Below are 21,481 nucleotides of genomic sequence, written 5' to 3' on the forward strand. Positions count from 1 at the left end.
ATGTGTGCGATGAGCATAGACGCTGTTCAGCAAGTGGTCGCAGCAGGCCGCTGATTTTCTAATACCCGGTCATTTCCAGATAGCCGTTCCCTGCATGACTGCCACTGAGGCGCACCGGGCCTTCCCAGTACGGTATGCGCAAGTCCATCCACGCCTGGGGATTGAGCGCGGTGATGGTGATATCGAGGTGTCTGGAGGGGATCCTGATCGACCAGCGCACGGGCATCTCGCGCCCGGCCACGCTCGCCCTGTCTTGCGGTGTGAGGCTGATATCGCCGGCGTGCAGCAACTGTGTCTGCCCCCGGGCGTCGATCCAGGTGCCGGTGAGGTAAGGCTCGCCGTCTTTTTGCCGCATGCGATACAGCATCACCTGCTCGCCGCTGTCCAGGTGCAGGGAGAACCAGTCCCAACCGCTCTGGTTGGCCGTCAGGGGCTGGCTGCTCCATTCACGGTCGAGCCAGGCCGGACCACTGACCTGAAAGGTCTGGCCGTCGATTTCCAGGGTACCGCTGGCCTGGAAAAACGGCTGGCTGTAGTAGTAAGAGGCCTGACCCTGTTCGGATTTCTGGCTGAAGCCCTTGTCGCCTTGCAGCACCAGCGGACCTGTCGAGGTCAACCGCAGCCGGTAGCTGAAGCGCTTGTCGCGGGCGCTGAGCAGCAGGTCGGCCAACGGATCCTCGGCTGTCGCCTGGCTGCTCAGTTGCCAGTCGTCGATCCATGCATTGAACGGCGCAACGCTGACACCAGCCTGACCGACGCCGCCACGGGCGTAGCGCTCAGCCGCGTGATGCACCGTCGCCGACGTCACCGCCGCGTGCCCGAGCCAGATCGTCTGGTTCTGCCAGCCTGCCCCCTCGGGGCTGGCTTTCAAGGCGCTGCGAAACAGCGTCCATTGCGCGCCGAACTCATGCCCCTGAGCGTCCTTCAGGTTGGCGGTGATGTACCACCATTCGATGCGAAAGCCATCGTGCGGGCCGTGATCCGCCGGGAAACTGAACACCCGGCCGGGCACCACCTTGGTAAACGCAGCGGCCTGGTTGCCCAGCCCGGCAAACCCCTTTTCTAACGGCGCCGGTTGATCGCAGCCATTCAACAGCAGCACCAGCAGCGCCAGGAGCAAGACACCGAGGTTAATCTTCATGGGCAAACGTCCGCAGCAAGTCCGCCGGTTGCGTGCGGTACAAACGGAACAACGGCCAGGCCGAAGCCAGCAATGTCGCCACCAGCGCCAGCCCCATCAACTGCAACAGTTGCAACGGGAACACCCGCAACGGCAGGCGCCAGCCAAAGGCCTGCACATTGATCACCGTGTCCAGGCACCACGCCAGGGCGATGCCCAACGGCAACGCCAGCACCAGGGTCAGCAGCGCCAGCAACCAGGTCTGCCCGAGGTTGAGCAACATCAGATGCCGGCGCGTCACGCCCAGTGCCCATAGCGGCGCCAGTTGCCCGAGACGGCTCTGGCTTTGGGTCAGCAGGCTGATGAACAGCGCCACGCCGGCTACGCACAACGTCAGGCTATTGAGCGCAGCAGTGGCGGCGAAGGTGCGTTCGAAGACTTGCGTGGACCAGCCCTTGAGCCGCGCCTGATCGACGATGCGGCTGTCGTCCAGGGTAAAACGCGCCTGCAGCGCCGTGACGAACGCCGGGATCGACGCCGGTTCGATGCGCAGGTTGAAGCGGTTCGGTGCCAGTTGCGGCCAGCCGCGCAGCAGGTGGTTGATATTGACCAGAATGTGGCCCTTGGGATTGCCGTAGTCGGCGTAGATCCCGACGATCCGTGGCGACCAGGGGCCAGTGGGCGTCGGCAGCGTCAGGTGGTCGCCCAGTTGCACGCGCAGGCGCCGGGCCAGTTGCTCGCTGAGCATCACCGCATCGTCCTTGGCCAGCCGTTCCCAGGGGGTGTCGCCCAGGGCCTCGAGCAACGGCCAGTGCTGCCGGTAGGTCGGGTGGTCGATGATCCCGGACAGGTCCGTCGGCCAGCCCTGCAACTGGATCGACACCTGCCAGTTGGGCAGCACCGCCGCCAGTTGTGGCTGCTGGTCGAGCCAGCCGTGCAGTTCCCTGGCCTGGGCCGGGTTCTGGGGGTTGAGGTAAAGCTCGGCCGTCAGTCGTTGCTCGAGCCAGTCGCTGAAGGTCTGGCGAAACCCTGCGGTCATGCTGCCGGCACCGATGTTTGCCGCCATGGCCAACAGCAGCGCCATCAACGCCAGGCTCAACGCCGGAAGTTGCTGGCGGCAATCGGCGACAAACCATTGGCCCAGTACCGAGCGACTGCGCTGCGAAGCGAGACTGAGCAGCGAACTGAGTACCACCGGCAACGCCAGTGCGGCTGCGATCAACAGCGCCGCCATCAGCACGAAGCCACTGACCAGGCTGTCACCGAAGGTGAGCGCCAGCAGCGCGATCACCCCGGCCATGGCCGCCACCCAAGCCTGGCGGCGCAACCAGCGTGCATGGGCCTGATGCCAGGCCTGCGGGTCGGCCAGCGCCAGCAATGGCAAACGCGCCGCCCGCAGCAGACTGTTGACACCGGCCAGCAACGCGCCGATCAGACTCAGGCCGATACCACTGAACCACCATGACAGGCCAAGGTTCAACTGCCCCGCCACTTCGGCACCATACAAGCCACGCAGGCTGGCGGCGACATCCGGCAACAGCACGGCGGCCAGCAGGTAGCCGCTGACCACCCCGGCCACACCGCCGATCAGGGCCAACCCACCCAATTCGACGGCGAGACAGGCGATCAGCATGCGCGCACTCACCCCACAGGCACGCAGGGTCCGCAGCAAACCCCGGCGTTGCTCCAGCGCCAGCCCGATGGCGGCGTGCACGATAAACAGACCGACCACGAATGACAGCACCCCCAGGGCCGCAAGGTTCAGGTGAAAGCTTTCGGTCAGGCGTGTGAGGTTGTTTTCTTCGCCGGCACTCTTGAGTTGCAGTTGGCCCTGGAAGGCCTGCGGCAGCGGCGCAGTGAAATCCTTCGGTAGCAGCAGGCGCGACAGTTGATCCGGCAACCCCAGGATCTGCTGGGCAAAACCGATGTCCACCAGCAGCACACCGGGCGTCATGTCGGCCTGCACCTGCAGCGGCGGCAGTGCCACGCCCGCCAGGTTCAGTGGCCGGTCACCTTCGCGCAAGCCCAGTGCCTGCAAGGTTTGCGACGATATCCAGGTACTGCCTGGCGGGCTGAAAAAGCCGACCACCTGCTCGATCGCCAAGGCCTGCCCCGCCACCGCCGCGCCCGCCGGCAGCGACACCGGCTCGATGCCCATCAACTGCAGGCGCTGTTCTTCATGCCCCTTGAGCGTGACCCGGCCCTGCAGTACCGGTGACACAGGCCACCCCGCGCGGCGCAGATCGACAAACCATTGCTGTGGGAAGGTGCCGCCACCGGGCGCACTGAGACTGGCCTGGGGCTCACCGCCGATCAATTGACTGGCGCGGGCATAGCTGTCGCGGGCCTGGCTGTTGAGTGCCTGGACGCCGGTCAACAGGCCGGTGGCCAGCCACAACCCGGTCAGCACGCTGAAAAACTGCACCGGATGCTGCCGCCAGTGGCTGAGCAGCGCGCGCAGGGTCTGGCCAAAGATGCTCATGTCAGCGCTCGCCCACACCGGCCAGGCGACCACCGCACAGCAAAGCCTTTTCCGCCAGCCGCGCCGCCACGCCGGGACTGTGGGTGACCATCAGCAGGCTGGTGGGACTGTCGTCGAGCAGTTCCAGCAGCAACTGCAATACCTCGGCGCCGGTGGTTTCATCGAGACTGCCGGTGGGCTCGTCGGCCAGCAACAATGGCGGGCGCGACGCCAGCGCCCGGCCCAGCGCGACCCGTTGTTGCTGGCCGCCGGACAGTTGCTCCGGGTAGCGCCGCAACAGCTCGCCCAGGCCCAGGCGCCGCACCAGATGGGCTTGCCAGCGTGGGTCATGACGCCCGGCCAGACGCGCCTGAATCGCCAGGTTGTCTTCGACCCGCAGGCTGCCGATCAGGTTGAATTGCTGGAACACCAGGCCGATTTCCGTACGACGCCAGTTTGCCAGCTGCCCTTCGTTCATCTGTTCCAGGCGATGCCCGCCACTGCGGATGCTGCCGCGATCGACCTTGTCCAGCCCGGCGATCAGGTGCAGCAAAGTGCTTTTGCCACTGCCCGACTCGCCCATCAACGCCAGACTGCTGCCGGGCCTGAGCGTCAGGTCGACGCCTTGCAGCACCGGCAGCGGCCCCTGCGGTGTGGCGTAGCTTTTGAAAACGCCATGGACTTCAAGCATGGGTCAACCTGCTGGGTATGCGTGGCTCAAGGATAGCGGCCCTGAATGTTTTTTGTCCGTTGCCGATGATCGCCCTGCCCGTGCCCCGCCCTACCCTCGAAGCTGGTCTAGCCATAACGATAAAAAACGGAGACGCCATGCCTCGTTTCACCTTGAGCCCTCGTGGGCTGCTCGCTTGCCTCATCACCGCCTGCCTGTCGCAAGCGGTGGTCGCCGCCGATGCACCGGTCGCGGCCAGCCCGCAAACCACGGCCAGTAACGCCGCCGTGCTGAAGCAACTGCCCTTCACCGACCGCACCGACTACGAGTCGGTCACCAAGGGCTTGATCGCGCCCTTCAAGGGCCAGGTCAAGGACGCCTCGGGCAAGGTCATCTGGGATATCCAGGCCTATGACTTCCTCGCCAAGGACCAGGCCCCGGAGTCGGTCAACCCGAGCCTCTGGCGCCTGGCCCAGCTCAGCGCCCATGCCGGATTGTTCGAAGTCAGCCCGCGTTTGTATCAGGTGCGCGGCCTTGATCTCGCTAACATGACCATCATCGAAGGCGACGACGGGCTGATCATCATCGACCCCTTGACCATGGCCGAAACCGCCAAGGCAGCGCTGGACCTGTACTACCAGAACCGCCCGCACAAACCGGTGGTGGCGGTGATCTACAGCCACACCCACGTCGACCACTTCGGTGGCGTGCGCGGGGTGATCGACGAAGCCGACGTCAAGGCCGGCAAGGTCAAGGTGTTCGCCCCCGCCGGGTTCATGGAACACGTGATGAGCGAGAACGTCTACGCCGGCAACGCCATGAGCCGCCGCGCGCAGTTCCAGTTCGGCAGCCTGCTGCCACGGGGCGAAAAAGGCCAGGTCGACGCCGGCCTGGGCAAGAGCACGCCGAGCGGCGGCACCGTCACCCTGATCCCACCCACCGACCTGATCGACAAGGCACTGGAGACCCGCACCATCGCCGGCCTCGAAGTGGAATTCCAATTGACCCCGGGCACCGAGGCGCCCGCGGAAATGAACCTGTACCTGCCGCAGTTGCGTGCCTTGTGCATGGCGGAAAACGCCACGCAAATGATGCACAACATCCTCACCCCGCGCGGCGCGCAAGTGCGGGATGCCAAGGCCTGGGCCGAGTACCTGGACGGCAGCCTGGCGCGATACGGTGACAAGAGCGACGTGCTGTTCGCCCAGCACAACTGGCCGACCTGGGGCGGCGAACGCATCCGCACCTTCCTCGCCGACCAACGCGACATGTACGCCTTCCTCAATGACCGCACCCTGCACCTGCTGAACCAGGGCCTGACACCGCTGGAAATCGCCGACTCGATCAAGAAACTCCCCGGCAGCCTGGACCAGAAGTGGTACACCCGTGGCTACTACGGCTCGCTGAGCTTCAACACCCGTGCGGTGTATCAGCGCTACATGGGGTTCTATGACGGCAACCCGGCCAACCTCAATCCGCTGCCTCCTGTGGAGACGGCGAAGTACACGGTCGAAGCCATGGGTGGCGAAGCCGCGGTACTGGAGAAAATGCGCGCGGCGATGACCAAGGGTGAGTACCGCTGGGCCGCGCAACTGGGCAATCAATTGCTGTTCGCCAACCCGGACAACGGCGACGCGCGCAAAGCCCAGGCCGAGGCGCTGGAGCAGATGGGCTATCAAAGCGAAAACGCCACCTGGCGCAACATGTACCTGACCGGCGCCATGGAGCTGCGCAACGGCGTACCGCCCCATGCAGGCACTTCGGTGTCGGTGGACATGGTGCGGGCGATGAGCCCGCAGATGTTCTTCGACTTCCTGGCCGTGCGTCTGGACAGCGAAAAGGCCGCAGGCCATGACCTGACCCTGAACTGGACCTTCGAGGACCTGAACCAGGACTTCAACCTGACCCTGCGCAACGGCGTGCTGACCCACCGCGCCGGCCTCAACGCCCAGGCGGATGCTGGCGTGACCATGAGCAAGGCCACCCTGGAACAGATCAGCCTCAAGCAACTGGACATCCCAACGGCGATCCAGAAAGGCCTGATCAAATTGCAAGGCAATGGCAAGAAGCTTGGAGAGTTGATGACCAGCCTCGATACGTTTGCGCCGCAGTTCAATATCGTTACCCCGTGACAGATCACCTGTAGGAGCGAGCTTGCTCGCGATGGAGGTCAACGATGATGCGCAGAGCCTGACACCCCGCGGTGCCCTCAGGTTTTTCGTCGGAACGCCGCCCGGAGCAAGCTCGCTCCTACAGAGCCCGCCGCCATCCATGCCGGGTTGCCCACTGGGCAGAACCGGAGGGCAAGAAGATCAAAAGATCGCAGCCTTCGGCAGCTCCTACAGGCCGAGCGTTAGCTCGCCTGCCGCTCTTGATCTTGATCCACCCGCCCCCTCGGCAGGCTGAGCGGAGGTGTTCATCCGGGGATGGGTGCGCAGCGCCGTTCGACGCAGTCGAACTCATTGCATGCAGGTCGAAGCGAAGCCGACCGGAGGGCAATGCCCCCGGATGAATACCGGAGCGAAGGAACCCCGAGCCTCAGCGAGGGGCCGTACGTAAGGGGCGAGACTTTTTGGTCCCTTTTGGCTGGGCCGGCACTCCGGGCGTTTGACAAAAGTGCCCCGCTGTAAGAGCGGAACCGCCAGCCGCCGTTACCGAAGAAACGGATATGTACACCCGTAAAAATCCACGCCACCTGACACTCCGCCTTCGCGGGCAAGCCCGCTCCCACAGGGATCCAGGCTGTCCACAACAGGTGTGAACGACACAGATCCAATGCAGGGGCGCGACTCAGGCAGACACCACCTCAACCACCGGCATTTGCCAACGCTGATTGACCACCTGCTGCCCGGGCCCATACAGGCGCAAGACCAGGGTGAACGCCCCGCTCGCCGGCGTCGGCAACCAGTTGCTCTGCTCCGGCGGCGTGGCGTTCTGCAGGATCAACGTCAACCCGCCGTCCGCGTCCATCTGCATATGATCCCGGCTGCTCAGGCAGTAACGATTGATCGGGTTGGCCACCAGTTGCCGGTCCGGCAAGTCATACAAGGTCAGCGACCAGAACTCGCTGGCGGGCGGCAATTGACCCGGTGCGAAACGCAGGCGATAGCTTCGCCCGCCCTGCAAGGGTTGCCCCTGATTATCCACACGGGTGCCGGTGTAGAAGGCCTCCTCCACACTGTTGCCGTAGATGCCGACATTCGCCGCAACAGCGCGGTTGAGGTAATTGCCGTCCATCGCTTGGCGAGTGCCGAACAGGCCGAGGGTGGTACGCACCTGGCTCACCGCCGTTTGCAGTTGCGCCTGGGCGTCCTGAATCCCGGCGAGCAGTGCCTTGCGTGTGGCTGGCGGCAACGTCGCCGGGTCGAAGCCCTGGCCGGGCACGATGCCGATCCGCGCAAAGCGTGCACGCAAGGCTTGCTCGGACGGTTGCGTCGGACACAGGCTGAGGATCTGGTTCAACACCGGGATAAACTCAAGCCCCAACCCGGTCTTGCTGTCCCAGGGGTGCCAGTCAATGGCTGGCGCAGCCACGGGCGGTGCACTGCCAATGTATTCATGCAACGAACGCAACTCGTATTGCTGCTGCAAGGCACGCACCGCCGGCAGGTCCCCGGCGTTTTTCAGGCCCGTTCTGCCAAGCACCATGACGATTTCGGTTTCGCTGCGCAGCACGGCCGTGACACCGTCCGGTATCTGTCCTTGCCAGCCGGGTCCGGCGATCAGGTAGTTTCCCGCCTCGCGCCCGGTGCTGAGCACGCCGACATAGGCAAAGTTATGGGTGTATTGGTCGACCAGTTGAAGCACGTAATAGCGGTCGTCAGGCACGGCCGGCACACTCAACACTTGCGGCTCGCTGCGCAGGTCGAGCCAGGCCCAGGAGTACGGCGTGTCGTTGTTCGGCGTGACGATTTCGCGGTTGTTCGGGGTGTACAACTCGCTGTAATGGCGAAAGCGATTGAAGCCGCCGACGTACTCCGGCGCAGACGCGTTGAGCGCCTGTTTTTCCATGGTCTGGTAATGCATGAGCATGGGGTACGCGTAAATCCACGCCTCTTTGGCAATCTGCCGAAGGTCATCGGAATCAGCGGCCAGCAACCAGCGCGGAAACATCAGGCTGCCTCCCAATACCCCCATGCAGCCCAACACCCGGCGGCGACTGAAAATCAGGTTCATGATTCGATCCTCGCAATCGTCGGCAACTGATAACTCCCGTCCAGTGCCCCGCCCTTGGGCAGGTACAGGCGCAACAGCAGGTTGAACGGACCTTGCGGCGTCGGCAGCCAGTTGCCCTGCGGTGCATCCTTGGGCGCATCGGCTTGCAGGATCAGGGTCAAGCCGCCGTCGGCATCGTATTGTAGACCAGGGCTGCGGTCGCCCAAGGCATAACGCTGGATCGGGTTGGCGGCAAGCAGTTGGGTTTTGCCGTCATACAAGGTCAGCGACCAGAACGCATTCACCGGCGGCAATTGCCCGGCGGGGAAATGCAAGCGATAGGCGTGCTGGCCGCTGAGCATCTGCCCCTGGGCATCGTGCAGCGCCATCGGGTACAGCGCTTCCAGCGCATCGTTGGCGTAGATGTAGCGCCAGGCGACCGCGGCACGGGTCAGGTCGTCGTCGCCGAACTTGCCGACGTTGGACGGCGACGGCAACCAGCCCTGCTGTTCCACCGACAGCTGGCTGGACGCTGCGCGCACTTGCTCGCGACCGGCTTCGGCGCCCTGGGCGACGGCTTCGTGCAAATCCGCCGGCGCCTGGAATGTGGCGCCCGGCTTCACACCGATGGCGGCGAAACGGGCCAGCTTTTCCTGCTCGCTGGCGCTCCATTGGTGCAGCGGCGCCAGGGCGTTGAAGGTGCTGAACAGCGCCTGCGCCGGCCCCTGTTTGGTGTCCATATACGCTGGAAGCTGCAGTGCAGCCAAGGGTTCAGGCGCCGCGCCGCCGCTCACGGTGGACAGTGCTTGCAAGGCGTAGCCCTTGAGCACTTGAGCGGCGTCTTTCTGATCCGCTTCGCCCTTGACCTCGGTGCGCCCCAGCAGGAACACCAGGCGGCTCGGCGAGCGAATCACGCCGCTGAAACCCGATGGCACTTCACCCTTCCAGTCCGGCCCGGCGATCAGGTAGCGCCCCGCTTTATCACCCGTGGCACGGGTGCCGATGTAGTCGAGGTTGCCGGTGCGCATGTCGACCAGTTGAAAGCTGTAGTAGCGCCCCTGCACGGCCGGCACGTCCAGCACCATCGGTTCGCTGCGCAAATCAAGCAGGGCTCGGGAATAGAAGGTGTCGTTGTTCGGTGACACCACTTTGTTGTCCTGCGGGCCGAGCAAGCGCGGTTCGCTGTAGAGCCGGTTGAACGGCAGCTTCGCGGCGATGGCGCTGAGCACTTTGTCGTGCTCGACGGTGGCGTAGGCGAACACGTAGGCCTCCTGGGCCAGTGCCTTCGCCTGGGGTTGATCGAGGGTTGCAGCGTGAACGGTACCCAGGCTTGCGCCCAGGGCAAGAGCGGATATCCAGTAGCGCACGGTAGATCTCCTTGGCAGATAAACATCGGCACACCGGCCCACTGTGGGAGCGGGCTTGCCCGCGAATAGGTCGGTACATCCAACATTGGTGTTGTCTGACACACCGCCATCGCGGGCAAGCCCGCTCCCACAGGGACTTGTGGTGGAAATGCAATACGGGTTACTTGGCCCAGCGCCGCAGGTCCGACGGGGTGTAGTCGTCGGTCTTGGCGGCGAAGCCCACGCGCATCGGTTCGGTCTCTTCGTTGGCCAGGCCGCCGGCGTAGTAGCGCCCGGAGATCAGGTCGTAGGAGGTTTCCAGCACGTTGTAGGTGAAGCCGTGGTCGTATTGCTGAATCGCATGCAGTTCACCGCTGCGCCACAGTTCACCGCGGCTGTCGTACTGGTCCGACTGGGCGATCTGCCAGCTGTCCTCGTCCACATAGAAGCGGCGCTTGGCGTAGATGTGCCGGGCACCCGGCTTGAGGGTCGCCTCCACCACCCACACCCGATGCTTCTCGTAGCGGGCCAGGTCCTGGTTGACGTGGTTGGGCTTGATCACGGCGTCGTACTTGAGGTCGCGGCTGCCGATCCTGTAGCTGTTGTAAGGGATGAACAGCTCTTGCTTGCCCACCAGTTTCCAGTCGAAACGGTCCGGTGCGCCGTTGTAGCCGTCGATGTTGTCGGCGGTGATCAGGCCATTGCTGTAACGGGCGCTGTTGTCGTAGGCGATCATCGGCGCACGACGCACGCGACGTTGCCCCGGCAGGTATTGCCAGGCCGAACGCGGCTCGGCGACCTGGTCGATCGGCTCATGCACCAGTACCGCTTCGCCGGACAGACGCGCCGGTTCCAGGACCCGACTCTTGAACATGAACAGGATGTTGGAACCTGGCTCCAGTCCGCCCACGGTGTCGGCGAAGTTGATCAGCGACTGGTTTCGCACGTAGCTGGTGGCACCGTTTTCGCGCACCAGCGCGGCGCTGCTGATGCGCTCGTAGCTGCCGCCGCGATAACGGGTCATGTGGTTCCACATCACTTCCAGGCCTTCGGTGGGCAGCGGAAACGGAATGCCCCTGGCGTAGTCATGCAGACCGTTGCCACCATCGGCCATGCTGGTCTTGGCCACGTTGTCGCGGCTTGCCGCCAGCACATCCTTGGGCAGGTTGGCACTGCGATGGGTCGGGTAGATGTTCATCTTGTAGGTGTCGGGAAAACGCTTGAACAGCGCGATTTGCCCGGGGCTGAGAAACTTCTCGTACTGCGCCACATTTTTTGCCGTGACGGTGAACAAGGGCTTCTCGGCCGCATAAGGGTCGCTATAGCCGCCCTTGCTGTCGACGGTGCCGGCGTTGCTCGCCAGGCCACCGGTCCAGGCCGGAATGCTGCCGTCGGCATTGGCTGCCATTTCCGAGCCCATGGGGGTCAGGGTCTTGCCCAGGGCCGCCGAATCGGTGCCTTTGGCCTGAGCCAGGCCGACGGTGCAGGCCAGGGCCAGCACGCACAATTGCATACGCATAACGGTTCTCCTTAGAAGTCTGCCTTGAAGCTGACGGATGCGAAATCGCGGTCGTCGAGGGTGCTGTAGTCGTTGGTACCGAAGAAGGCGTTGTAGGCCAGCTCCACGCTGTAATCGTTCATGTAGACGCCGGTCAGGCTCACGCCCAGCGCTTGCTGGCCTTCCTGGAACGGCCCTTGCGGATCGTAGGAATAACCCTCGACGTCATGCCGCCAGTTGACGGCCGGAATCAGGTTGATGCCCGGCAACACATCGCTGTATTCGAGGCTGGCGCGCAGGCGATAACCCCACGACCACTCGGTGGCAAAGCCCTTGTCGGTGCAGTACTGGTTGGTGACCCCGGAGGCCACGGTGTTGCACGGCGTGCCGTTGCGCGGAGCACTGCGGCCGAACGCGGCGTTACGGCCAAGGCGCTCGTCCCCCAGATCTTCGATGTGCACGACACCGGCTTCACCGAACAGGCTCAGGCGCGTGGCGCCCAGCACGTTGTCGATGGCCTGGGTGGCCGAACCGGTCATCTGCCAGACGCCCTTGCGTTCCCAGGCATCGAACTGGCTGCCATTGATGGTGCTGAAACCGGGCGGCAATTGCACCCAGGAACTGCCCCCCGGCCCGGAAATCACGGCGACGTTGACGTCGGGCGCGTTGATCGCGATCGGCATGTTCGGCCGATAGCTCAGCTCACCCGCCAGGGAAATCCCGGTGACCGGTTCGACGCCGTTGAGGCTGATGCCGTACAGGTGAATGTTTTCCGGGAAGGCCGCCGCATAGCTCGGCCCCTGGATGCCACCGGGGAAGCTGCCGGGCAAGGAAGTGTTCCTGGCGTTGAGGGTGAAATACGGCAACCGCGAGTGATAGTTGATGTAGTAAAACGCCGCTTCGGCATCGTTCAGCGCCGGGATCATCTGGCGCAGGGCGAAGCCGAACTGGCCGTAGTCGGACGGCGACTCGTTGCCCCGGGACGTCGCGAACAAACCCGCGGCCTGCATCTGATCATCGGTCTGCACCTGGCTCAGGTACAACGGCCCGCACCCCGGCTGAATCACGTCGCTGCTGGCGAAGAAAGTGCCGCAACCGTCGAGGACACTGGGCCGCCAGTTGTACTGATAGAAACCTTCGAGGTTGGTGGTGTCGGTCAGGCCGAAGCTGAAGGACACCATCTCCACCGGCAACTGGCCTTCCTTGATTTCCACGCCGGGACGGTTGAACGCCGAGATGTCCAGCGGGTTGATCACGTTGATGCCGTTCTGGATCAACAGCGCCTCGCCCCAGGACAACACCTGGTTGCCGACCTTCACGTTCAGCGGATGCTCGGCCACCTGGAAGTCTTTCCAGACGTAGGCGTCGAGGACCTGGAAGCCCTTGAACTTCGACAGGTCGTCCCAGCCCGAATCGTCGAAATCCTTGAAGCGGCCATTGCCGGTTTCATAGGCGTGGTCGTACCAGTATTTGAAGCGCAGGAACGCGCCCTGGCCCTGGCCATCGAGGCTGAAATCGGTGAGGCCCTTGAACAGCTGCGAGATGGGATCGCCCTTCTCGAAGTTCAGCCGGTTGTCGTCGGCGCTGACGCTGGTGCCATTGGCATTCACGCCTTGGGCCTGCAGGGCGTTGGCGCGGGTCATCAGGCTTTTGTCGGGGTTTTGCGTCGACCAACTGCTGCCCAGGCTCAGACTGGTCTTGGTCGACAGGCTCCAGTCTTCGTTGAGGTCAAAAGTGGTGGCGCAGGCCGGCCCCGTGAGTACGGCAAGAATCGCCAACGCAAGCGGTTGCGGGCGGGTATGGCCAAGCCGGGGAAGTCGTTGGCGGACTCCGGCTGTGGCCGAGCTTTTTTTTATCATTATTGGGCTCCGGTCAGGTTTGCTCAGCCCGGACACGGTGCCCAACTATCGACCGCGACACGCAAGCGATGGCCGACAAAAAATAATCATCGGGGGGATCTGCGGGGCGGGTGGTATTTTTTTGAAGGTGTACATATCCATTGCTGCGGTAACGGTCAACGATGATGCGGGGAGCCTGACACCCCGCGGTGCTCTCAGGTTTTTCGTCGGAACGCCGCCCGGAGCAAGCTCGCTCCTACAGGGCCCGCCGCCATCCATGCCGGGTTGCCCAATGCGCAGAACCGGAGAGCAGGAAGATCAAAAGATCGCAACCTTCGGCAGCTCCTACATTGACCGAGTACACCCTGAATATCGTGGGCGGACAAAAATCCCTGTAGGAGCTGCCGCAGGCTGCGATCTTTTGATTTTGATTTTTAAGAGCGGAAGATCAAGATCAAAAGATCGCAGCCTTCGGCAGCTCCTACAGAGTCAATTCGCCACGCCTTCGACAATGATGACCTCAGCCAAAGCCACCCCCTCACGATACCCCCTGGCCTCCTGATACAACGCAGAGTGATAACAAGCCACCGCCTGCTCATAGGAATCAAACTCGATCACCACGCTGCGCTGCGGCGTCGCCCGACCTTCCATCGCCTCGCTACGCCCGCCCCGCGCCAGAATCCGACCGCCATACAGGGCAAACGCCTGTGGCGCCCGCCGGGTGTATTGGCTGTACTGATCAGGGTCAGTGACATCCACGTGAGCAATCCAGTACGCCTTCATAGTGACCTCTCGGTTTGTTTTGTATTATGGTATACCACATTACTCATCCCACAAACACCGAGACTCCAGCATGGCCTTCAACAGCATCGAAGAAATCATCGAAGATTACCGCCTCGGCAAAATGGTCCTGCTGGTCGACGATGAAGACCGGGAAAACGAAGGCGACCTGTTGCTGGCCGCCGACTGCTGCACACCCGAGGCGATCAGCTTCATGGCCCGTGAAGCCCGTGGCCTGATCTGCCTGACCCTGACCGACGAACACTGCAAACGCCTGGGCCTGGAGCAAATGGTGCCGAGCAACGGCAGCGTGTTCAGCACCGCGTTCACCGTGTCCATCGAGGCCGCCGTCGGTGTGACCACCGGTATCTCCGCTGCCGATCGTGCCTGCACCGTGGCCGCCGCCGTCGCCGCCAACGCAGGTCCTGCCGACATCGTGCAACCCGGGCACATCTTCCCGTTGCGCGCCCGGGAAGGCGGTGTGCTGACCCGCGCCGGCCACACCGAAGCCGGTTGCGACCTGGCCCGCCTGGCCGGCCATACGCCTGCCTCGGTGATCGTCGAAGTGATGAACGACGACGGCACCATGGCCCGCCGCCCCGACCTGGAAGTGTTCGCGCGCAGGCACGGGATCAAGATCGGCACCATCGCCGACCTGATCCACTACCGCCTGAGCACCGAACACACCATCGTGCGCATCGGTGAACGTGACTTGCCGACGGTGCACGGCACCTTCCGTCTGATCACCTTTGAGGATCGCATCGAAGGCGGTGTCCACATGGCCATGGTCATGGGCGATCTGCGCCGCGAAGAACCGACGCTGGTGCGCGTGCATGTGATCGATCCGTTGCGCGACCTGGTCGGCGCCGAATACAGCGGACCGACCAACTGGACCTTGTGGGCCGCCTTGCAGCGTGTCGCCGCCGAAGGCCACGGTGTGGTGGTGGTGCTGGCCAATCACGAATCCTCCCAGGCGCTGCTGGAACGCGTGCCGCAATTGACCCAACCGCCCCGGCAGTTCAACCGTTCGCAGTCGCGGATTTATTCGGAGGTGGGCACCGGCGCGCAGATCCTGCAGAACCTGGGTGTCGGCAAGCTGCGCCATCTCGGTCCGCCGTTGAAGTATGCGGGCTTGACCGGGTATGACCTGGAGGTGGTGGAGAGTATTGCGTTCACCGAGTGATACGCAGTCATTCCTGCATGGAAAAAACCCTGTGGGAGCGGGCTTGCCCGCGATGACGGCGGTACATCCAAAATCAATGTCACAGATGTACCGCTATCGCGGGCAAGCCCGCTCCCACAGGAATGTGGCTAGGGATAAATCAACGTCATAAAGAGCAATTTGGCTGATAGCCGGTACGGCAAAGTGCTTGCACAAAGTTTGGAATACCATAATATGATATTCCATAGACCGGACAGTCAGCACTGACTCGACGGACCTACTGCTCCCGATAGGCGGGCACTCGAAGGCCCCGCTCATAAACACAACAATGAGGGCGTGAAAATGGTGTTGAACAAACGTGCGACCGCGGTTCTTTTTGCGGGACTGCTGAGCGTCACCAGCCAGGCATTGCTGGCGGCTGAAAGCGTCAACTTCGTCAGTTGGGGCGGCAGCACCCAGGATGCGCAAAAGCAGGCCTGGGCCGATCCGTTCAGCAAGGCCAGCGGCATCACCGTTGTGCAGGATGGCCCGACCGACTACGGCAAGCTCAAGGCCATGGTCGAAAGCGGCAACGTGCAATGGGACGTGGTCGATGTCGAAGCCGACTTCGCCCTGCGCGCCGCCGCCGAAGGCTTGCTCGAACCCCTCGATTTCAAAGTCATCGAGCGCGACAAGATCGACCCGCGCTTCGTCAGCGATCACGGCGTCGGCTCGTTCTTCTTCTCCTTTGTCCTCGGCTACAACGAAGGCAAGCTCGGCGCCAGCAAGCCTCAGGACTGGTCCGCGCTGTTCGACACCAAGACCTACCCCGGCAAACGCGCCCTCTACAAATGGCCAAGCCCTGGCGTGCTCGAACTGGCGCTGCTGGCCGACGGTGTAGCGGCGGACAAGCTCTATCCGCTGGACCTGGACCGCGCGTTCAAGAAACTCGACACCATCAAGCAAGACATCGTCTGGTGGGGCGGCGGCGCGCAGTCGCAGCAACTGCTGGCCTCCGGCGAAGCGAGCATGGGCCAGTTCTGGAACGGCCGGATTCATGCCCTGCAGGAAGACGGCGCCCCGGTCGGCGTAAGCTGGAAGCAGAACCTGGTCATGGCCGACATCCTGGTCATTCCCAAGGGTTCGAAAAACAAGGACGCGGCGATGAAGTTCCTGGCCAACGCCAGCAGCGCCAAAGGACAGGCCGACTTCTCCAACCTGACCGCCTACGCCCCGGTCAACGTCGACAGCGTGGCGCGCCTGGACTCGGTGCTGGCCCCGAACCTGCCGACGGCCTACGCAAAGGATCAGATCACTCTTGATTTCGCATACTGGGCCAAGAACGGTCCGGCCATTGCGACACGGTGGAACGAATGGCTGGTCAAATGAAAATGACGGCAACTGCGCCTCGTCCTTCCACGGCCTCCGGGAGCGCCATTGGCGCTGCCGGTTCGGCAGTCGGCCAGCCCCTTGCAAAACAACCCTCGCCGTCGCTGAAACAGCGTTGGCGTGGCGCCAGTAACCTGGTCCCCGCCCTGCTGTTTCTCGGCCTGTTCTTTCTCGCGCCGCTGATTGGCCTGCTGTTGCGCGGCGTGCTGGAACCGGTGCCGGGCCTGGGCAACTACGAGCAACTGTTCGCCAACTCGGCCTATGCCCGGGTGTTGCTCAACACCTTCTCGGTGGCGGGCCTGGTCACGCTGTTCAGCCTGCTGCTGGGCTTCCCGCTGGCCTGGGCGATCACCCTGGTGCCGCGTGGCTGGGGGCGCTGGATCCTCAACATCGTGCTGTTGTCGATGTGGACCAGCCTGCTCGCCCGCACCTACTCCTGGCTGGTGTTGCTGCAAGCCTCCGGGGTGATCAACAAGGCGCTGATGGCGATGGGCATCATCGATCAACCGCTGGAGATGGTGCACAACCTCACCGGCGTGGTGATCGGCATGAGCTACATCATGATCCCGTTCATCGTGCTGCCGTTGCAGGCGACCATGCAGGCCATCGACCCGATGATCCTGCAGGCCGGTTCGATCTGCGGCGCCAGCCCCTGGACCAACTTCTTCCGGGTGTTCCTGCCGCTGTGCCGGCCGGGGCTGTTCTCCGGTGGCCTGATGGTGTTCGTGATGTCCCTCGGTTACTACGTGACCCCGGCGCTGCTGGGCGGTGCGCAGAACATGATGCTGCCCGAGTTCATCATTCAGCAGGTGCAGTCGTTCCTCAACTGGGGCCTGGCCAGCGCCGGCGCCGCGTTGTTGATCGTGATCACGCTGGTGCTGTTCTACTTCTACCTGAAGCTCCAGCCGGAATCCCCGGTTGGCGCCAGCAACGCGAGGTAAGCCGTCATGCTCCTGACCCCCAATGCCATGAGCCGCCGGATGCGCTTCGGCCTCTATGCCACCACCGGGCTGATCGGTCTGTTCCTGCTGCTGCCGATCGTGTTCATCGTGCTGCTGTCGTTCGGTTCGTCGCAATGGCTGGTGTTCCCGCCGCCGGGCTGGACGCTGAAATGGTACGGCCAGTTCTTCTCCAACGCCGACTGGATGAACGCGGCGATGGCCAGCCTCAAGGTCGCGGTGCTGACCACGTTCTTCGCCGTCGCGCTGGGCCTGCCCACCGCGTTCGCCCTGGTGCGCGGCCGCTTCCCCGGCCGGGAAATGCTCTACGGCCTGTTCACCCTGCCGATGATCGTGCCCCTGGTGATCATCGCCGTGGCGGTGTACGCGCTGTTCCTGAAACTGGGCTACACCGGGACCATGTTCGCCTTCGTGGTCAGCCATGTGATCGTGGCGTTGCCGTTCACCATCATCTCGATCATCAACTCGCTGAAGCTGTTCGATCAGTCGATCGAGGATGCGGCGGTGATCTGCGGCGCCTCGCGCCTGCAAGCGGTGTTCAAGGTGACCTTCCCGGCGATCCGCCCGGGCATGGTCGCCGGCGCCCTCTTCGCCTTCCTCGTCTCGTGGGATGAAGTGGTGCTGAGCGTGATGATGGCCAGCCCGACCCTGCAAACCCTTCCCGTGAAAATGTGGACCACCCTGCGCCAGGACCTGACGCCCGTGATCGCCGTCGCCTCGACGCTGCTGATCGGCCTCTCGGTCTTGGTCATGGTGATCGCCGCCGCTCTGCGCCGGCGCAACGAAATCAGCGCTTGAGCGCCAGGAGTACGACATGAGTGCAGTGATCAAAGATTCCGCGCAGCAAAATGACAAACCCCTGGTCAGCCTGCGTAACCTGAACAAGCACTACGGCGACTTCGCCGCCGTGGACAACATCTCGCTGGACATCAAGGACGGTGAATTCCTCACCTTCCTCGGCTCCAGCGGCTCGGGCAAAAGCACCACGCTGTCGATGCTCGCCGGCTTCGAAACGCCGAGCAGCGGCGAGATCCTGGTCAACGGCCAGTCGCTGGTCAACGTGCCGCCGCACAAGCGCGACATCGGCATGGTGTTCCAGCGCTACTCGCTGTTCCCGCACCTGTCGGTGCGCGACAACATCGCCTTCCCGCTGGCGATCCGCAAACTGGCCACGGCCGAACGCGAGCGCCGGGTCGATGCGATGCTCAAGCTGGTACAGCTTGAGCAATTCGCCCATCGCCGCCCTTCGCAACTGTCTGGTGGCCAGCAGCAACGGGTCGCCATCGCCCGCGCACTGGTTTACGAGCCACGCATCCTGTTGATGGACGAACCCCTCGGCGCGCTGGACAAGAAACTGCGCGAAGACTTGCAGGATGAACTGCGCCAGCTGCATCGGCGCCTGGGCATCACCATCGTCTACGTGACCCATGATCAGGAAGAAGCCATGCGCCTGTCCCAGCGCATCGCGATCTTCAGCCACGGCAAGATCGTTGGCCTGGGCAGCGGTTATGACCTTTACCAGAATCCGCCGAACGCCTTTGTCGCCTCGTTCCTCGGCAACTCCAACTTCCTCAAGCTCAAGGCCCAGGGCAATGCGGTGGCGACTTTCGAGGGGCAACCGCTGTCGATCCGACTCACCGCCAGCCTGCAAACCGACCAGGACGTGCTGCTGATGGTACGCCCGGAAAAAGCCCTGGCCCTGAGCAATGAACAAGCCCTCGCCGAACCGCTGGCCGCCGGCTGGAACGAAGTCTCGGCCAAGGTCGTGGAAGTGTTGTTCCTCGGCGAAAGCCAGACCTGCAGCGTGATCACTGCCGGCGGCACCTCGATGACGGTCAAGGCACTGTCCGCCGCCGGCATGCCGCTCAAGGCCGGCGACCCGGTGCGGGTGCGCTGGGCCACTGCGGATGCCTGCGTCTACACCGAATGGGCCGAAAGCGACCTGAACAAGGCTGCCGGCGCTCACTGATCCATTGGCCTGCGCGCGCGGGCCACTATAATGCGTCACCCTCGGGCCACCACAACGTCGGGTTGTGGTGGCCTTTTTTCTGTCGCCTGTAAGATAAATTGGACAACGGATTCCTAAAATCCCGGTTTAATGCTAAATAGTGCTCAGTATTTTTAACACCCGACCCTGTCGTGCCACACAGTGCAACGAGAATAACGATATGAAAGTCCATTTCGAGAAAAGTGAAGTGTTTGGGACCCTCCACCTGCAAGCGGCGGTGGCAGCATGATCGAAGTTACCGAAGTTTCCATTGCCGAGCTGCGCGCCGCGCTCGAATCCGGCCAGACCACCTCGGTTGAACTGGTCCAGGCCTATCTCGCGCGGATCGACGCCTATGACGGCCCCGAGACGCCCACGGCACTGAACGCGGTGGTGGTGCGCAACCCCGAGGCCCTCGCCGAAGCGCAGGCCGCCGACGCCCGTCGCGCCAAGGGCCAGGTGCTGGGTCCGCTGGACGGCATCCCTTACACCGCCAAGGACAGTTATCTGGTCAAGGGCCTCACCGCCGCTTCCGGCAGCCCGGCCTTCAAGGACCTGATCGCCTATCGCGATGCGTTCACCATCGAACGCCTGCGCGCCGCCGGGGCGATCTGCCTGGGCAAGACCAACATGCCGCCGATGGCCAACGGCGGCATGCAGCGCGGCGTCTACGGCCGTGCCGAGAGCCCGTACAACGCTGATTACCTCACCGCCCCTTTCGCCTCTGGTTCGTCGAACGGTGCCGGCACGGCGACTGCGGCCAGTTTCGCCGCTTTCGGTCTGGCGGAAGAAACCTGGTCGAGTGGTCGCGGCCCGGCCTCGAACAACGGTTTGTGCGCCTACACCCCTTCGCGCGGCGTGATCTCGGTACGCGGCAACTGGCCGCTGACCCCGACCATGGACGTGGTCGTGCCGTTTGCCCGGACCATGGCCGACCTGCTCGAAGTGCTCGACGTGGTGGTGGCCGATGACGCGGATACCCGCGGTGACCTGTGGCGCTTGCAACCTTGGGTGCCCATTCCGAAATCGTCCGAGGTACGCCCGCAATCCTATGCCGCGCTGGCGGCGAACAGCGAAGCGCTCAAGGGCAAGAAGTTCGGCATTCCGCGCATGTACATCAACGCCGACCCTGAAGCCGGCACCTCTGAAGCACCGGGCATCGGTGGCCCGACCGGCCAGCGCATCATTACCCGTCCGTCGGTGATCGGTCTGTGGGAACAGGCGCGCAAGGCCCTCGAAGACGCCGGTGCGCAAGTGATCGACGTGGACTTCCCGCTGGTCTCCAATTGCGAAGGCGATCGTCCTGGCGCGCCGACCGTGTTCAATCGCGGCATCGTTTCCAAGGAATTCCTGCACCATGAGCTGTGGGACCTGACCGCCTGGGCGTTCGATGACTTCCTGCAGGCCAATGGCGATCCGAAATTGAATCGCCTGGCCGATGTCGACGGCCCGCTGATCTTCCCTCACGACCCGGGCACCCTGCCCAACCGCGAGGGCGACCTGGTCGCCGGCATGGACGAATACGTGCGCATGGCCGAGCGCGGTATCACGCCGTGGGACCAGATCAGCACAGTGCCCGACGGCCTGCGCGGACTGGAGAAGACCCGCAAGATCGATCTGGAAGACTGGATGGATCGCCTGGGCCTCGACGCGGTGCTGTTCCCGACGGTCGCCGATGTAGCGCCGGCGAATGCCGATGTCGATCCGCAGTCGGCGGATATCGCCTGGAGCAACGGTATTTGGGTCGCCAACGGCAACCTCGCCATTCGTCACCTCGGCGTGCCAACGGTCACCGTGCCAATGGGCGTGATGCCGGACATCGGCATGCCGGTCGGCCTGACGTTTGCCGGGCGCGCCTATGACGACTCGTCGCTGCTGCACCTGGCATCGGCGTTCGAGTCGACCGGCAGCAAACGCATGATCCCGCCGCGCACCCCGCCATTGGCGGCTGACAAGCGCTAATGCAGGCGCTGGCTTAGCAAGCTCGCTCCTACAGACGCGGTCTCCTGTAGGAGCGAGCTTGCTCGCGATGGTCGTCAACGATAACGCGTGTGAACTGGAAAAACGCGGTCCTTTGTAGGAGCTGGCCTGCCAGCGATGGTCGTTAACGATTACGCGGGTGAACTGGATGAACGCG

General features: G+C 63.4%; 15 protein-coding genes. 7 read left to right on the plus strand and 8 right to left on the minus strand.

Translation table 11 applies throughout. The features are described 5' to 3' along the window. Window positions 1-58: 58 nt before the first annotated feature. Genes C9422_RS25645 through C9422_RS25655 form a run of 3 tightly spaced genes read right to left on the minus strand, consistent with a single transcriptional unit; the run spans window position 59 to window position 4,272 of the window. Window positions 59-1,141, minus strand: coding sequence for a lipocalin-like domain-containing protein (locus C9422_RS25645; protein WP_116582591.1), 1,083 nt, complete (start codon window positions 1,139-1,141; stop codon window positions 59-61). Continuing rightward, window positions 1,131-3,602 carry an FtsX-like permease family protein gene (locus tag C9422_RS25650; protein WP_116582652.1) on the minus strand — a complete coding sequence of 824 codons (2,472 nt, stop codon included), beginning with the start codon at window positions 3,600-3,602 and terminating at the stop codon, window positions 1,131-1,133. Before C9422_RS25650 ends, C9422_RS25645 begins: the two co-directional genes overlap by 11 nt. 1 nt (window position 3,603) lies before the next feature. Beyond that, the gene (locus tag C9422_RS25655; RefSeq protein WP_116582592.1) at window positions 3,604-4,272 is read right to left on the minus strand and encodes an ABC transporter ATP-binding protein; all 669 of its coding nucleotides are present in this window, start codon (window positions 4,270-4,272) and stop codon (window positions 3,604-3,606) included. A 137-nt stretch (window positions 4,273-4,409) separates the two neighbouring features. Here C9422_RS25655 and C9422_RS25660 point away from each other — a divergent pair, with 137 nt between their 5' ends. Continuing rightward, a complete protein-coding gene (locus C9422_RS25660; protein WP_116582593.1) occupies window positions 4,410-6,383 on the plus strand; it encodes an alkyl/aryl-sulfatase in 1,974 nt (657 codons plus the stop codon). Window positions 6,384-7,041: 658 nt separating this feature from the next. Here the strand turns inward: C9422_RS25660 and C9422_RS25670 are convergent. The 5 genes from C9422_RS25670 to C9422_RS25700 all read right to left on the minus strand — a co-directional run bounded on the left by C9422_RS25670 (window position 7,042) and on the right by C9422_RS25700 (window position 13,871). After that, window positions 7,042-8,427 (minus strand): DUF1254 domain-containing protein, encoded by a 1,386-nt coding sequence (locus C9422_RS25670; protein WP_116582594.1) that lies wholly within the window; start codon window positions 8,425-8,427, stop codon window positions 7,042-7,044. Beyond that, the gene (locus C9422_RS25675; RefSeq protein WP_116582595.1) at window positions 8,424-9,773 is read right to left on the minus strand and encodes a DUF1254 domain-containing protein; all 1,350 of its coding nucleotides are present in this window, start codon (window positions 9,771-9,773) and stop codon (window positions 8,424-8,426) included. The genes C9422_RS25670 and C9422_RS25675 overlap by 4 nt, the downstream gene beginning before the upstream one ends. A gap of 160 nt (window positions 9,774-9,933) precedes the next feature. Further along, window positions 9,934-11,271: a DUF1329 domain-containing protein gene (locus tag C9422_RS25685; protein ID WP_116582596.1), complete on the minus strand. Its 1,338-nt coding sequence runs from the start codon at window positions 11,269-11,271 to the stop codon at window positions 9,934-9,936. A gap of 11 nt (window positions 11,272-11,282) precedes the next feature. Beyond that, window positions 11,283-13,109, minus strand: coding sequence for a DUF1302 domain-containing protein (locus C9422_RS25690; protein WP_116582597.1), 1,827 nt, complete (start codon window positions 13,107-13,109; stop codon window positions 11,283-11,285). 468 nt (window positions 13,110-13,577) lie between these two features. Continuing rightward, complete coding sequence (locus tag C9422_RS25700) at window positions 13,578-13,871, minus strand: DUF1330 domain-containing protein (RefSeq protein ID WP_116582599.1); 294 nt, start codon at window positions 13,869-13,871, stop codon at window positions 13,578-13,580. A 70-nt stretch (window positions 13,872-13,941) separates the two neighbouring features. Here C9422_RS25700 and ribBA point away from each other — a divergent pair, with 70 nt between their 5' ends. The 6 genes from ribBA to C9422_RS25730 all read left to right on the plus strand — a co-directional run bounded on the left by ribBA (window position 13,942) and on the right by C9422_RS25730 (window position 21,306). Further along, entirely contained in the window at window positions 13,942-15,051 is a 1,110-nt protein-coding gene (gene ribBA, locus C9422_RS25705; protein ID WP_116582600.1) for a bifunctional 3,4-dihydroxy-2-butanone-4-phosphate synthase/GTP cyclohydrolase II, read from the plus strand. A gap of 321 nt (window positions 15,052-15,372) precedes the next feature. Beyond that, window positions 15,373-16,398 carry an ABC transporter substrate-binding protein gene (locus C9422_RS25710; RefSeq protein WP_116582601.1) on the plus strand — a complete coding sequence of 342 codons (1,026 nt, stop codon included), beginning with the start codon at window positions 15,373-15,375 and terminating at the stop codon, window positions 16,396-16,398. Continuing rightward, window positions 16,395-17,339 carry an ABC transporter permease gene (locus tag C9422_RS25715; RefSeq protein WP_165824814.1) on the plus strand — a complete coding sequence of 315 codons (945 nt, stop codon included), beginning with the start codon at window positions 16,395-16,397 and terminating at the stop codon, window positions 17,337-17,339. The genes C9422_RS25710 and C9422_RS25715 overlap by 4 nt, the downstream gene beginning before the upstream one ends. Before the next feature lie 6 nt (window positions 17,340-17,345). After that, on the plus strand, window positions 17,346-18,155 hold the full coding sequence (locus tag C9422_RS25720) for an ABC transporter permease (protein WP_007976227.1): 810 nt from the start codon (window positions 17,346-17,348) through the stop codon (window positions 18,153-18,155). A 16-nt stretch (window positions 18,156-18,171) separates the two neighbouring features. Next, on the plus strand, window positions 18,172-19,326 hold the full coding sequence (locus C9422_RS25725) for an ABC transporter ATP-binding protein (RefSeq protein WP_104448743.1): 1,155 nt from the start codon (window positions 18,172-18,174) through the stop codon (window positions 19,324-19,326). A gap of 264 nt (window positions 19,327-19,590) precedes the next feature. After that, window positions 19,591-21,306, plus strand: a complete 1,716-nt coding sequence (locus tag C9422_RS25730; protein WP_116582603.1) for an amidase — start codon at window positions 19,591-19,593, stop codon at window positions 21,304-21,306. Window positions 21,307-21,481: the final 175 nt, after the last annotated feature.

This window comes from Pseudomonas sp. B1(2018), assembly GCF_003097365.1.
In the GTDB taxonomy this organism is placed as follows: domain Bacteria; phylum Pseudomonadota; class Gammaproteobacteria; order Pseudomonadales; family Pseudomonadaceae; genus Aquipseudomonas; species Aquipseudomonas laurylsulfatiphila.

Excerpts from the sequence above, each read along its gene's own strand:
- C9422_RS25645 (WP_116582591.1), bottom strand. The coding sequence starts at position 1,141 with ATGAAGATTAACCTCGGTGTCTTGCTCCTGGCGCTGCTGGTGCTGCTG.
- C9422_RS25650 (WP_116582652.1), bottom strand. The coding sequence starts at position 3,602 with ATGAGCATCTTTGGCCAGACCCTGCGCGCGCTGCTCAGCCACTGGCGG.
- C9422_RS25655 (WP_116582592.1), bottom strand. The coding sequence starts at position 4,272 with ATGCTTGAAGTCCATGGCGTTTTCAAAAGCTACGCCACACCGCAGGGG.
- C9422_RS25660 (WP_116582593.1), top strand. The coding sequence starts at position 4,410 with ATGCCTCGTTTCACCTTGAGCCCTCGTGGGCTGCTCGCTTGCCTCATC.
- C9422_RS25670 (WP_116582594.1), bottom strand. The coding sequence starts at position 8,427 with ATGAACCTGATTTTCAGTCGCCGCCGGGTGTTGGGCTGCATGGGGGTA.
- C9422_RS25685 (WP_116582596.1), bottom strand. The coding sequence starts at position 11,271 with ATGCGTATGCAATTGTGCGTGCTGGCCCTGGCCTGCACCGTCGGCCTG.
- C9422_RS25690 (WP_116582597.1), bottom strand. The coding sequence starts at position 13,109 with ATGATAAAAAAAAGCTCGGCCACAGCCGGAGTCCGCCAACGACTTCCC.
- C9422_RS25700 (WP_116582599.1), bottom strand. The coding sequence starts at position 13,871 with ATGAAGGCGTACTGGATTGCTCACGTGGATGTCACTGACCCTGATCAG.
- ribBA (WP_116582600.1), top strand. The coding sequence starts at position 13,942 with ATGGCCTTCAACAGCATCGAAGAAATCATCGAAGATTACCGCCTCGGC.
- C9422_RS25710 (WP_116582601.1), top strand. The coding sequence starts at position 15,373 with ATGGTGTTGAACAAACGTGCGACCGCGGTTCTTTTTGCGGGACTGCTG.
- C9422_RS25715 (WP_165824814.1), top strand. The coding sequence starts at position 16,395 with ATGAAAATGACGGCAACTGCGCCTCGTCCTTCCACGGCCTCCGGGAGC.
- C9422_RS25720 (WP_007976227.1), top strand. The coding sequence starts at position 17,346 with ATGCTCCTGACCCCCAATGCCATGAGCCGCCGGATGCGCTTCGGCCTC.
- C9422_RS25725 (WP_104448743.1), top strand. The coding sequence starts at position 18,172 with ATGAGTGCAGTGATCAAAGATTCCGCGCAGCAAAATGACAAACCCCTG.
- C9422_RS25730 (WP_116582603.1), top strand. The coding sequence starts at position 19,591 with ATGATCGAAGTTACCGAAGTTTCCATTGCCGAGCTGCGCGCCGCGCTC.